Origin of the sequence: Motilimonas pumila (genome assembly GCF_003596335.1) — a bacterium.
Lineage (GTDB): Bacteria > Pseudomonadota > Gammaproteobacteria > Enterobacterales > CBDFNC01 > Motilimonas > Motilimonas pumila.
This window is the reverse complement of the sequence record NZ_QZCH01000002.1, coordinates 283177-296574: the sequence shown is the minus strand read 5'-3', so window position 1 is coordinate 296574 and position 13398 is coordinate 283177. Positions and strand designations below refer to the sequence as shown.

The 13398-nt window shown below is 47.0% G+C and carries 8 protein-coding genes; all 8 read left to right on the top strand.

Annotated features, from left to right (window positions below; all coding sequences use genetic code 11):
• Nucleotides 1–3: 3 nt before the first annotated feature.
• Nucleotides 4–4299 carry a VanZ family protein gene (locus tag D1Z90_RS04025; RefSeq protein ID WP_158587051.1) on the top strand — a complete coding sequence of 1432 codons (4296 nt, stop codon included), beginning with the start codon at nucleotides 4–6 and terminating at the stop codon, nucleotides 4297–4299.
• 118 nt (nucleotides 4300–4417) lie between these two features.
• Nucleotides 4418–6220 (top strand): asparagine synthetase B family protein, encoded by a 1803-nt coding sequence (locus D1Z90_RS04020; protein WP_119909448.1) that lies wholly within the window; start codon nucleotides 4418–4420, stop codon nucleotides 6218–6220.
• A complete protein-coding gene (locus D1Z90_RS04015; protein WP_119909447.1) occupies nucleotides 6217–7191 on the top strand; it encodes a sulfotransferase family protein in 975 nt (324 codons plus the stop codon). The genes D1Z90_RS04020 and D1Z90_RS04015 overlap by 4 nt, the downstream gene beginning before the upstream one ends.
• Complete coding sequence (locus D1Z90_RS04010; RefSeq protein ID WP_147378728.1) at nucleotides 7181–8410, top strand: glycosyl hydrolase; 1230 nt, start codon at nucleotides 7181–7183, stop codon at nucleotides 8408–8410. The genes D1Z90_RS04015 and D1Z90_RS04010 overlap by 11 nt, the downstream gene beginning before the upstream one ends.
• Nucleotides 8397–9359: a glycosyltransferase family 2 protein gene (locus D1Z90_RS04005; RefSeq protein ID WP_119909445.1), complete on the top strand. Its 963-nt coding sequence runs from the start codon at nucleotides 8397–8399 to the stop codon at nucleotides 9357–9359. Before D1Z90_RS04010 ends, D1Z90_RS04005 begins: the two co-directional genes overlap by 14 nt.
• Nucleotides 9346–10557, top strand: a complete 1212-nt coding sequence (locus D1Z90_RS04000) for a glycosyltransferase family 4 protein (RefSeq protein WP_119909444.1) — start codon at nucleotides 9346–9348, stop codon at nucleotides 10555–10557. Before D1Z90_RS04005 ends, D1Z90_RS04000 begins: the two co-directional genes overlap by 14 nt.
• A gap of 54 nt (nucleotides 10558–10611) precedes the next feature.
• The gene (locus D1Z90_RS03995) at nucleotides 10612–12108 is read left to right on the top strand and encodes an oligosaccharide flippase family protein (protein WP_119909443.1); all 1497 of its coding nucleotides are present in this window, start codon (nucleotides 10612–10614) and stop codon (nucleotides 12106–12108) included.
• On the top strand, nucleotides 12102–13391 hold the full coding sequence (locus D1Z90_RS03990) for a polysaccharide pyruvyl transferase family protein (protein WP_119909442.1): 1290 nt from the start codon (nucleotides 12102–12104) through the stop codon (nucleotides 13389–13391). Before D1Z90_RS03995 ends, D1Z90_RS03990 begins: the two co-directional genes overlap by 7 nt.
• Nucleotides 13392–13398 lie beyond the last annotated feature (7 nt).

The following is a 13398-nucleotide window of genomic DNA, read 5'->3' as shown; positions in this document are numbered from 1 at the left end:
GCGATGACATCCACAGCGACAGGCCCTCTTGCATCAGAATCACGAATGCTCAAACGCCAACTTTGGGTATTACTGCCCTTATTTTTAGCGCTGACGGCGATAACTTTTGTGCTGCAATACCTGCCATTGCCTAAAAACCTGACAGAGCTGGTATCACAATCTTCGCCATTTGGCCTTGCCCTCAGCTTAGTTGCCTTATTACACCTAGGCATTATCTATCCCTTAAGCTTATGTACAAAGCAGCCTTCTGCGTTGCACCTTTTAGCCCGGATTTTCATTGCTGACTGTTTACTCTGGCTTGTTCTTAGTCAATTCATGGCAGCAGAAAGTCTGTTCGACGTGCTGGGTAGCCCCATTTACCGTTGGCCGTGGGAGTGGGAGTTAATCATTCGGTTTTGGGCTTGGTTATGGCTTATACAACTGGCGTTTATGGCCGCTTGTTCGCCCCCTAGAATAAGAGGCTTAAGCCTGTTACTGCTGTTACCAGTCGCCTGTTTCAGCTACGCCATGATCGTCATGTATGCTGCGACCGATAATATTACCGAACTACTGCGACAACCATTTGGCCTACTTGCGGTGTTCACCTACTTACTCATACTCGCAAAAGCCAGCCAATGGCTCGCACATCCCTACCATATTGGCCCTCGATTATTACTTTATTGCTCTGTGTGGCCCATTAGCTTTATTTGTCTGTGGTTTAGCATTGAGCCTAATGTGGAAAAATATGGCCTGGCTTACCACGGCCTAAGCTTTATTTTAGGGCAAAGCCGACAGGGTAACTGGGGCTTTTGGCAACTGCTGCTACTCTATATTCCTGGCTACATAGTGGTAATGATGATTTTGGTGCAAAGCCATAAATTAATTCGTCATAGTTTGCGTCACACTGACTCGCGCGTCTCGTCAAAAATTGAAGGAAACAGCTCTGCTCAAGCAAGTTCGCTTCAAGAACCTGAATCATTGAGTCTCACTAATGATTCAACCATGAGCGTTTGGCCGCTGTTCATTTATGCTTTATTAATTGCCTATGGCACTTTATTTCCGTTTACGCATTGGCAAGGTGAACCTCCCGCGATTTGGTCAGTATTGCTCAGTGCACCCGAAGGCTTAAGTCTGACAGATATTATTGTCAATAGTGTTATTTATCTGCCATTGGGTTTTATGTTGCTGCAACACTTAAAAAGCCCTATTTGGCAACGTTACCTTTGGGTTGGTTGGTGGGGATTTGCATTAAGCTACTGCTTGGAGTACCTACAATTTTTCTTGCCCCACCGTAATACGTCTTACCTTGACCTTATTCTTAATACCACAGGAGCATTTATTGGCGCCCTCATCGCAGCGCGCTATCGTCAGCACATTCATTACGGTGGTCAACTTAAACTTTACTACCACGGTTTATTTAACTCAGGCAGTCGCACATTAGTCGGTGTGCTAACCTGCATTTTTTTATTATTGGCTTACTTAGCGCCGCTGCAACCTAACCTCAGCCCAGCGGGTGTATGGCACAGTATTAAGCCTTTGCTCTCTCCTCATTTAGCACCTTGGAACTTTTATGAATTCGGCCGCTTTTTGTTGCAATTTATTGCGCTTGGCTTATTACTAAGAGCAACACTCAAGCCACTGTGGCACAGTTATATTGCAATCGTGCCTTGGGTCTTATGGCTAATTCAACCCGCCTTTTTATACCACCAGCTGAATATCAGTAATTTAACGGCCACTTTGTTGGCCAGTTTCACCTTGATATTTGCGTGCAGGCAACGGCAAATCACGGCCAAACAATATAGCGTGATTGCGTGGGTTGTGCTGACCTGGCTAATTCTCAATAGCTTAACCCCAGGGCAAGGACCAAGCCACGCTTTTAATTGGTCTCCTTTCTACCATCAGTTGCAAAATTTATCTCATGCGGTCTCCATGTTTAACCCTGTGTGGGCCGTTTTTGCGCTGGCCTTTTGCGCCATAAGCACGCACCCCAAATGGTTTATCAAACGAGAGCTACAATCTGCCATCGCCATTTTTATTCTCTTTTTATTGCTTGAAGCCGTGCAACTTATGCAACCAGGCCGCTACCCTGATCTCACCGACGCCTTAATCGCCAGTATCAGCTGGATCTTCGTATTGCACTTTTGGCGCAATCATCACCCACAGTGCGAACAACCAATATTCTCCCCTTTACCCTATTGGCCCATCGGCGTTTTTTCACTCGTACTTTTACTTTTGGGCACTTTAGTATCTGTGACTCAATATCAAGGCCAAGATCTGCAACGACAATACCCGAGCCGGGTGCAACTGCAGGGCTTTCACTCCCAGCGGCCACGCTTACCGGCACCTTCAACGCAAGAGATTCAATTATTGCTTCAGGATCAAAGCTATATCAATACCTTGCTGCCACTGGCGCAAGGCGGCAAGTTGCACGCCCAAGTTGAGTTAGCGCTGTTGTCGCCAGGCAGCATCGATTTAAATCGACTGCACCAAGCCTTATTAGCACAAACCTTTTCAGGGCGAGGCAATCATCAAGTCAAACCCTTGGCCACAGCGTATGACTGGCTTTACCCTCAGTGGTCAGCCGAGCAACGGCAAAGCTTATTGCTCAAACTACTCGCGGGCTGCCAATATCAAGTTGATTTCATTCAACAGCAGGCCTTGTCACCTTACAACGTGTATCTATACAACAGCCCTTTTCAAGCCTTAATGGCTTGTGCTATTGCTGGATACCAAGACCATCCCGAGTTTGAGCCTGTGATGGCATTCACAGCACATTTTTGGTTACAAAATGTGTTGCCCGTGTGGCGCCAAGTAATGGGACAAAATGGTGGCTGGCACGAAGGTAATGAATATATAGGCATAGGCATTGGTCAGGCTATTTATCAATTGCCAGCTATGTGGCGAAAAGCCACCGGACAAGACTTATTTAAAGAACCGGGCATTCAAGGCTTTGCTGACTTTTTACTGGCGAGAATAAGGCCAGACGGCAGCTCTATGCGTTATGGTGACGGCCGCTTCTTTGATAGAGCGGTGCCCGACCAGTTAGCCCTCGCAAGAGAAATACATCATCACGCGACCTTGGAGGCAGTTCCAAATTCAATCCTGGCGCCTTCCAGTTGGCCTTGGGGGCCGGTGCAAAATCCAGTGACGCCAACAAGCTATCCTGCCAAGCCTTGGTTTCAATTCTTTGACGGCATTGGTCATGCCACGGCTCGTAGTGATAACTCAAAAAATGCCACTTATGTCAATTTTCGAGCGGGCAATAATTACTGGTCACACCAGCACCTTGATCAAGGCAGTTTCACTATTTTCAAAGGTCAAGCTTTGGCCTTAGACAGCGGCTATTACGGCCCATTTTATGGCAGTGACCACCACTTAAACTACAGCTATCAGAGCATCGCCCACAATACATTAACCGTCACAGCGGCAGGTGACACGGTGCCAATGCCACCAAAACAAGACAATAAAGACAACTCTCCTAGCCGTGACATTGCCAATGACGGCGGACAACGCCGAATTGGCTCAGGTTGGGGGGTGCCAGCCCCTGTGAGTTTGCATGAGTGGCAGCAGCAATACGACACCTACCACACCGCGACCATGCTACAACTGGAGCAAACTCCTGAATTGTTCGCTGCTTGGGCTGATATTACCCCCGCTTACAGTAACTCGCAGTCAGGTAGCGGTGACTTTTCCAGTCGGCAACGGCGGGTAGAATCTGCGAAGCGGTTATTTATATATGATCGTCAGCTCGACACTGCCTTGGTCTTTGACTTAGTCACAGCCAGCCGAGCCGAAGATGTCAAACGCTGGTTATTGCATACCAGCGTCGAACCCAGACGAATATCACCTCACCATTATGAAACTCAAGGTGATAAAGCCAGCCTGTATATTGACGTGTTACTGCCACGGCGGGCAGAAACCATCGCTTTAGGAGGCCCAGGGTTTGCGTTTTATGTAGATGGCCATAACTATGATGCTAACGGCGAAATAAAACAAAAAGTCGCCGCAGCTCGCCCACCTCAACCAGAGCCTGGGCAGTGGCGCCTCGAAATACTGCCAAGAGATGGCCAATTGCAAGATCAATTTCTAGTCATGTTAACGCCCCGATTGGCGCAGCAAGAGAAACTACTGGCGCAAGCTTTTGAAGGTGATGAGCAAGCTTGGTCTTTCAGCGTATGGCACCCGACCAATGGCTATCAATTAACCTTGTCGTTCGATGCTCAAGCTGAACGTATCAACCTCTTACAAGTTATGCAGTCGCAGCAAAAAATATGGTCTTTCCAGATGGAAGACAAGGCATACCATAAAAGCAGCCATTAATGGTAAAAGTCGACTTGGAATTACTCATTTTTTAATAATCCGACTATCGTTAATAAAGGGTGGGTGGTTTATCTACCTCTCTTTATCAGCTTAGTTATCAACCAGAAAGGCCTCTTGCATGGACGCATTTGTCGGAATTGTCAGCCCCTCTCGCTCACCTCTCAAACGTTGTGATGCCCTGCATCAGCAGCAACTTGGGAGAATGCAGCTAGCGAGTTCACAACCCGATCTATTGTTGCCGCCACAAGCAGGCTCAAGCCTTAGTTTTTTTGGCCGGCCACAATGGCAATCTCAACCGCTTTGTCGGCAACAAAGCCAGCAAGACTTTCAGCTAAGCTTTCAAAAAGACCAACAGCGCGCATTAGATACACTCAATGGCAGTTTTGTTTTATTGGCTTATCAAAATGAGCGCCTAAGTTTGTTCACCGACCCCTTCGCCAGTCAGGGCATCTATTATTGCCAACTTGGCGAGCGTTTTATGTTTGCAAATAAACTAGGCCTACTACTGCAACAGCTGCCGCAAATGCCCGAACTCGACCCTCAGGCAATTTATCACTATTTATATTTTCACATGATCCCAAGTCCAGATACCATTTATCAAGGGATCAAAAAAATGCGTCCAGGCGAAAAACTGGAGTTTGATAAAGGACAGCTTACCACCCATAACTACTTTCAACCCCAATTTGTTGAGCAAACTGGTACATCTCATACCAAGCTTGCAGAGCAACTTCAGCATACCCTGGCAGACGCCGTTGCTCGCAATGTCGACACAGGCAGTACGGGCAGCTTTCTGAGTGGGGGGTTAGACAGCTCGACCATTACTGGCTTATTGAATCAGCAACAGCCGCAAAGCCCGAGCTTTTCGATCGGCTTTGACGTTGAAAAATATAATGAGTTACCTTGGGCAAGACTCACAAGTCGCCACTTTAATAGTCAAAGCCACGAATATACGGTAACAGCCGATGAAACCGCCGATATTATTCCGATTATCGCCGCTGGCCAAGATGAGCCTTTTGGTAACTCATCTGTTATTCCTACGTATTTTTGTGCCCGTTTTGCCCAGCAACAAGGACAGCAAGTACTGCTTGCAGGGGATGGGGGGGATGAGCTTTTTGCGGGAAACGAGCGTTACGCTAAACAGCAAGTTTTTGAGCTATACCACAAACTGCCACGCCCTCTCCGGCAACAAGTATTTGACCGCAGTGGTCAGTCCTCATGGTGTCAACGCACAAAAGGCTTGCAGAAATTAGCCAGTTACGTCAACCAAGCTAATGTGCCGTTACCTGACCGTTTACAAAGCTATAACTTTATTCACCGAATGGGAGCAAAGCATTTTTTAAAACAAGACTTCATTGAATCCATTCACCTTGCCCAGCCAGATAAGATGAACCGCACGCGCTATCATCAGCCCGCAAATGCCAGTAGCCTAAACCGCATGCTCTGGCTAGATTGGAAACATACGCTCGCCGACAACGATCTCAAGAAAGTATCGAACATGTGTCAATTAGCGGGTGTGGAAGTGCGCTATCCCATGCTCGACCGTGAAGTTGTTGACCTGAGTTGTCAGATCCCATCAAACATGAAATTACCCTTTGGTAAATTACGTCACTTCTATAAACAAAGCTTTAAATCTTTTCTACCTTTAGAACTGCAAACCAAGCCAAAACATGGCTTTGGCTTGCCTTTTGGCATGTGGGCGAAGCAACACAAGGGGCTACAGTCATTGGCTCAATCAGGTATTGCGACCTTGTCTGATATGGATATTTTCAACCCCGATTTATTGCACCAAGTGACCCATTTACACCAACAAGAACACGCCGAATATTATGGCGAAATGATGTGGATCTTAATGATGTTAGGGCTTTGGATGCAGCAACATCAAGACCTTAAACTCGCTTTTAACCGAGATAATGCCGCATGAAGTCATCCTCATTTGCCTTATTTCAGCCACAACCAGACAGTTTTGCCGATAAAGTGGGCAAAACCATACAGCACTACCAGCAGTTGGGCTTAATCAGATGGCGCCAATGGCAGTTTGATACGGGATCACGGCCTCTGCCAGCACCGATATTTGTGATCGGATGTTCTCGGGCTGGCACTACTTTGGTATACAAAACCTTGTCGCAAAGTGAAGCTTTAGGATCCATAGATAAAGAGACTCATGACCTTTGGGCTGAGCTTCACCCTCCAAGTGAACGCGACTGGGACAGTCATAGGATCCCTCCTTCTGTTGCCTGTACCCAAGACAGCCAATATATCGCGCGCTGGTTTTACAGCCAGACAGGACAAGCAAGATTCGTCGACAAAAATAACCAAAATGGCCTCTCGGTAGCCTATTTAGCAAAGCTTTTTCCCGCTGCACATTTTGTCTACGTTAAGCGCCACCCTGGCGATAATTTACTTTCTCTGATTCGAGGCTGGCAAAAGCCATCGGAGTTTGCGACTTGGTCTGACAAACTGCCGGCAAAGCTGAATTTGACTGAAGCAGATATCAAGCAATGGTGCTTTTTTATCGCTCACGGCTGGCGAGAATATATCAACCAAAGCATCGCGGATGTCTGCCGGTTTCAGTATCAAAGCATCAATCAGGCCATACTGACAGATAAACCCTTAGTGCCCCCTGAGCAATGGCATGAAGTTTTTTATGAAGATCTGGTCGACGACCCCAAGCAAAGCTTTGCGCAGTTATTTGCAACCCTGCAATTGCCTTTTGAAAGCAAGTTGCAGCAGCATTGCCAAGACGTTCACGATAAGCCATATAATACATTTTCAGCTATTGCACTAAACAAATGGCAACAATCTGAATGGCAAGCGGCTATTTCAGAGCAACTGCCGCAGCTCGCGCCACTTTGCCATCAAATGGGTTACGCTACGGAGTCACATGATGCTTGAGTGGTCCATCACGGCAGTCTTAGCTTGGTTAACGCTAAGTAATCTCGTCATTTTAATTCTATACCGTAAGTCGTTGTATGCGATGTGGCATGAGCCAGTTTGCAAACAAGCCGTGGTTATTTTTGAAAGTGATGATTGGGGACCTGGTGACTCGCACCATGCCCAAGCTCTTGAAAAACTAACGCAAATATTAGCCAAATATAGTGATTATCGTGGTCACCCTGCACATTGCACCATCGGCACTCTGTTAAGTGTGCCCGATGAACAAAAAATAAGCCAAAGTCAGTACCAAAGTTACAGCGAAAAAACCCTGCTCGACCGAGATTATCGAGAAATGCTGCAAAGCCTCAAGCAAGGCGCCAAAAGCGGTTTACTTTCATTGCAGCTGCATGGCAAAGCACATTATTTTCCGGCGCAATTATTGTCTGCTTTTCAGCAAATGCCAAAGCTGAAAACCTGGCTACAACATACCCCTCTTTACCATGAGCTGCTACCAAGTGAACTACAGAGCCGGTGGAATAACCTTGCCGATACTCAAAGCATTGCCCAAGCCGTAAAGGAAGAGGTGGAACTCTTTCAACAATGCTTTGAGTCCTCACCTACCGTAGCCGTGCCCCCTACCTTTGTTTGGAATAGCGATGTTGAAGTCAGTTGGCGCAGTCATGGTATTACGACCATTATTACCCCCGGGCAGCGCTTTGTAAGTCGTCAGGGCCAAGACTTTTATGCCGATATCACTCGTATAGTGAATTTCCAGCAATCACAAACGGGTCAAACATACTTGGTACGAGATGCGTATTTTGAGCCACAACTTGGCCACCAATGGCGAGATGCCTTAAAAGTACTCAAGCGCCAAGTGCAACTTGGCCGCCCATGTTTGTACGAAATGCACCGGTTTAATTTTGTCGGCCCTCAAGCAAACGCGGCAGATAATTTTGGCCAGCTGGATCAACTGTTACAGCACAGCTTAAGTTTGTTCCCACAATTGTGTTTTTTCTCTAGCGCGGAGTTTGCCAATTTAACCCAGCACGACCCAGACAAACTGATTGAGACGCAATGGAGAAAAAGGTTACCACCTTGGCTGCTACGCCTGAAGAGGTTACCTGGTTTTAGTAAGATCGCCGCGCTATCTGGGTTGTCGGCATTGATCTGGCTGCTTGGCCAAACATCGAGCCCCTCGCCGACCATCAACTGGGAGCCTGGCAATGGCCGCACCTAACTTCAGTGTCATCATTCCGTTTTATAACGGTCAGCATACTCTCGCCAACGCCATCGAGTCGGTACTGACACAAGCTTACCCACATTTTGAAATCATTCTTATCAACGATGGCTCAACGGATAACAGCCACAGTGTCGCCGAACCATATATCAGTGATCGCGTACGCTATTTTGAGCAAGATAATCAAGGCGTTGCCGCGGCTCGAAATCTAGGAGCGGCAAAAGCTCTCCACCCTTGGTTGTGCTTTTTAGACTGTGACGATGTGTACTACCCTGAGCGCTTAACACAACATGCCGAGTGGATCGAGCAAGACCAAGATCTGGACGTACTCACAGCAGACTTTGACTATGTCGATGCTAACGGGGCACATTTAGGCACCAGCTTAAGGTCAACACCTGCTGGGCAATATTTATTGCAGCAACAGCCCAACTCAACACGATTAACTTTTGATAATCACGCACTCACACTCTTTGTAGGTAAACACTTTGGGGATACGCACACCTTAACGGTAAAACGACAGCTTTTCATGAATGTGGGCGGATATCCGGTGCAATTTCAAGTTTGTGAAGATGTTAGCTTGCTTATTTTAGTATGCAACCAAGCCAAAAAAATAGGCGCCATCAACCGGCCATTAGCCGCGTACCGTATTCATCAACAGAGCACGACCCGGCAAAATCCCCTGTTTGCTCAGCAGCAAACATTCGAGGCCTATCAAGTGCTATCTCAACGGCGCCTAACCCCGGCTATCACCGCAGGATTAAAACAAGCGACACGCCTTGCCTGTTTAGATCTTGCTTATTGCCAATTGAAACAAGCCAGCTTTAGGCAAGTAATTCAGTACGCCTTCAAAGCCTTTTGCCAATCTCATTTAACGCTTCGCGATTTTTTGTCTATTACCAAATCAGCCGCGATCCAGCTTTACCGCAAGGACAGCTATGCCAACCACTGAAACGCCCAAAGCCGACAGCCAGAAAACCGCACATACAACACGCAGTCGTGCCCGAGCCAGTGAACGAATTGTAGTTATCACTGAACTATTCTTACCGACCAAAGGAGGTACCGCGGTTTGGTTTGATGAGGTGTATCGACGTTTAGGCAACAAAGAGCATCATGTCATCACGGCCAAGGTTGCTGGTGACACAGAGCACGACAGCACCCACAGTAACAGCATTCATCGTTTGTCTTTACAGCGTGTCAGCTGGCTAAAGCCGGAATCACTGTGGATGTATCTCAACCTATTGATGCATAGCATTTGGTATTGTTTGCGATACTCTGCCACCAGCGTACATGCCGGCCGCGTTCTGCCTGAAGGCGCCATCGCAGTGCTATGTGGCAAATTATTTTCGATTCCAAGCGTTATCTACGCCCACGGCGAAGAGATCACTACCTGGCGGCAAAAGAATAAATTCAAAGCCATGGTCAAGATGTATCAGCAATGTGACCACGTCATTGCCAACAGCGAGTTTACCCAACAAGAATTACTCAAGTTAGGAATCAAACAAAGCAAAATCCGGTTAATTCATCCGGGCGTCAACGTTGAACGCTTTCAACCCAGCTTGCCTTGCGCTGATTTGAAACAACAAATACAGCTGCAAAATGACGAGTTTTTACTGTTATCTGTTGGCCGACTAAGCCGAAGAAAAGGCTTTGATACCGTAATAAAAGCATTAGCACACTTGAAACAACAAGGCATTAAAGCGCGCTATGCTTTGATAGGCATTGGCGAAGATCTTCATTACCTAACAGAACTTAGCCAGCAACTCGGTGTGGCCGAGCAAGTGCACTTTCTTGGCCATGTAGCAGTCGACGACTTACCCCGTTGGTACAACGCTTGTAATTTATTTGTGATGCCGAACCGTGAGGTAAATGGCGATACCGAAGGCTTTGGTATGGTCTTCATTGAGGCGGCTGCTTGCGGTAAAACAGCCATTTCAGGCAACATAGGCGGCCCTCCGAATGCTGTACTCCATGAGAAAACCGGGCTCAACGTTGATGGCACTGACGAACACAATTTAACCCGCGCAATATTGCGTTTAATTGAAAACCCTGAATTAACACAACGCTTAGCTCAACAAGCGCGCCAAAGGGCAACCCAGGAGCTTAGTTGGCAAGCGGTGGCCCAACAAACTAAAGAATTCCTCGACTAGATAAAGACATTAAAGGGCAAAATTGCCACCATTAATTCTACAAGGATGTAACGATTGTCGAGTCAAGACTCAAGCCAAATTGATGCTAAAAAGGCCATGTTCGCAGGCGCTTTATGGACTATTGCTATGCGTTGGGGCGGTAAATTCCTCGGCTTAATCAGCACCATTATCGTGGCTCGACTGGTGTTACCGGAAGACTTTGCCGTTATCGCCATGGCAATGCTGGTTGTTGGCTTATTAGAAGCTTTTATCGACCTCGGCGCAGCAACCGCTTTAATGCGCGAGCCTAACCCAAGCAAACACTTTATTCACTCTGCTTGGAGCATGCGGTTAGTACAGTGCATTTGCTTATCATTATTGCTCTGTGTTTTAGCATACCCTGCTAGCCTTTATTTCCAAGAGCCCAAACTAGTATCCGTTATTTGGGTTCTGGCATTTTGTACCTGCTTGATAGGCTGTAACAATATTGGTTTAGTATTAGCCCGCAAAGCACTCAACTTCTCCCTCGATTTTCGATTAATGCTATGCAGTAAGGTATTACAGGTCATCGCGACCATCGCCGCTGCATTCTACTTTGGCGACTATCGAGCTTTAATTACCGGCGTTGTCGTAGGCTATGTGGCCGCAACGGCCCTAAGCTATGTAATGCATCCTTATCGGCCATGGTTTAGTACCCAGGCATGGCCACAAATTTGGCAATTTAGTAAATGGCTGGTACTGGCCAACACCGCCAGTTACTTGCTGCGAAAGCTGGACCAAATAGTGGCAGGACGAATGGCTAATAGCCATGTCTTTGGCCTCTACAATGTTGGAGCCGACATTGGTGAATTGCCAACCTCGCAGCTCGGCCCAGCCATCCTAAAAAGCTTATTACCAGTATTATCAAGCATCCAAGATGACATGCAGCGGGTAAATAGAGGCGTACTCAAAGTAATGGCCATTCTCAACTCGCTCACTTTGCCCGCGGGTTTTGGCACCGCCGCAATCGCGCAGCCCCTTGGCTTAATGCTCCTTGGGCCAACTTGGCAAGGCGCGACCCCTTTTATTGCATTATTTGCGATATGCAGCGCCCTTAAAGTGGCTCCTAAGCCGTTAAGTAGCTTGCTTATCCTGCGGGGTTACAGCAAGAATCAAAGTTCCATCCTATGGCTTGAGCTCAGTAGCTTTGTCATTGCAGCCCTATTGTTGGTGCCCGAGTTCGATATCTTTGGTTTGGTGTACGCTAGGATATTTGCTGCCACTATCATCATTTTGGCTTTTTGCTATCAAGCATACATTAAATGCGGATTACCGTTTGCCAGCCCTATTGTATATATTCTGCGACCATTGCTACTCTCAATATGCATGTTTTTGCTCATTAACCTGACGCTAAATCACCTGCAAACAGACCTGTTATGGCTGCAATTGCTTGTCGCTATCAGCTTGGGTGCGGTAAGTTACACTCTGATGATGTTAATCAGCTGGTGGGGATGTGGTAAACCAGAAGGGTTAGAAATGGAAATATTCAACTGGCTCAAAAAGCAGCGAAATAAAGGTGCTAAAACATGCTAACAACCCCCTCAATCAAAGATCGGGTCATTTGGTTACACTTTTGTGTTACGGTCAAATTGCCGCTGTGGCTATTTCGTAAATTACATTTATTTGGCTTACTGCCATTACCTTGCTCTGTGCCGATGCTCAAACACAAAGCTTTGGTATTTGCCGCAGATCCGCAAAATCCACTGGGTTCAGTAGGTGATCAGGCTTTATACAAGGGCTTACTGCAATTGCAAAAAGACGCAGACCCCACCTGCCAAAGCATCAATATTCTTTGTTACCGTCAACCCAAACACACTATGGCTGGACTCAACTTCATCACAGTTACCGACTCTTGGCTAGGCACAGTGATCATCGCAGCTTGCATTAAACAATGCGGCAGTTTTTATCTGCTAGGAGCAGACGTGGTAGACGGTAAGTACGGTACTAAATTTGTATGTAAAGCAATGGGGCTACTTAATTTTTCTGCCGCCATCAAATGCCCCGCAGGCATCACAGGGTTTAGCTTTAACAGTCAGCCTAGGTGGCCTATCGTTAAAGCCTTAAAGCGGCTGCCTGCTGAGGTAAAACTGTGCGTCAGAGACGCGGCTTCACAACAAAGACTGGCGACTTTTATTAAGCGGCCAAGCACCCTAGTAGCGGATCTCGCCTTTTCAATTCAGCCCAGTCAAGACTTGAGTGCTGAAGCAGAACATTGGTTGCAGCAATGTAAAAAAGAAGAGGGGTTGATTGTCGGCCTCAATATTAATAAGCACGCCTTTTATAAACAACTGGCAAGCTTAGGAGAAGAGGGTTTCCTTAAGCAGATATGCCAACAGCTCAGTCAGCTCGCCAAACAGTACCCGGTCAGTTTTGCTTTAATCGCCCATGACTTCAAGACAGATGCCGGAGATACTGCCCTATTGACGCAACTACAAACTCAACTTGAGCACGATACTGATCGCCCTTGTATTTTCTTTGCCGAACCCGACCCTTGCCAAGTAAAACACCTCGTCGCCAAGCTAGACTTTGTCATTAGCGCCCGCATGCACCTTGCTATCGCAAGTTTAGGCGTTACTACGCCCGTACAAGTAATCAATTACCAAGATAAATTTGCGGGTTTACTGCAGCACTTTAACCTGCCCTCTAGCGACTTGTTTGAGCCGGAGCAAGTACTAAGCCCTCACTTTTTGGAGCAAGTTGGTTTGATGTGCCAACAACATCAAGCCGTGCGCACTCACTTACAGCAAGCATTGCCTAAAGTAAAAAGAATGTGCCGCGACAACTTGGTGACCACTGCGGTGGCAAGCCATAGCTAGGTCATCT

Excerpts from the sequence above, each read along its gene's own strand:
- D1Z90_RS04025 (WP_158587051.1), top strand. The coding sequence starts at position 4 with ATGACATCCACAGCGACAGGCCCTCTTGCATCAGAATCACGAATGCTC.
- D1Z90_RS04020 (WP_119909448.1), top strand. The coding sequence starts at position 4,418 with ATGGACGCATTTGTCGGAATTGTCAGCCCCTCTCGCTCACCTCTCAAA.
- D1Z90_RS04015 (WP_119909447.1), top strand. The coding sequence starts at position 6,217 with ATGAAGTCATCCTCATTTGCCTTATTTCAGCCACAACCAGACAGTTTT.
- D1Z90_RS04010 (WP_147378728.1), top strand. The coding sequence starts at position 7,181 with ATGATGCTTGAGTGGTCCATCACGGCAGTCTTAGCTTGGTTAACGCTA.
- D1Z90_RS04005 (WP_119909445.1), top strand. The coding sequence starts at position 8,397 with ATGGCCGCACCTAACTTCAGTGTCATCATTCCGTTTTATAACGGTCAG.
- D1Z90_RS04000 (WP_119909444.1), top strand. The coding sequence starts at position 9,346 with ATGCCAACCACTGAAACGCCCAAAGCCGACAGCCAGAAAACCGCACAT.
- D1Z90_RS03990 (WP_119909442.1), top strand. The coding sequence starts at position 12,102 with ATGCTAACAACCCCCTCAATCAAAGATCGGGTCATTTGGTTACACTTT.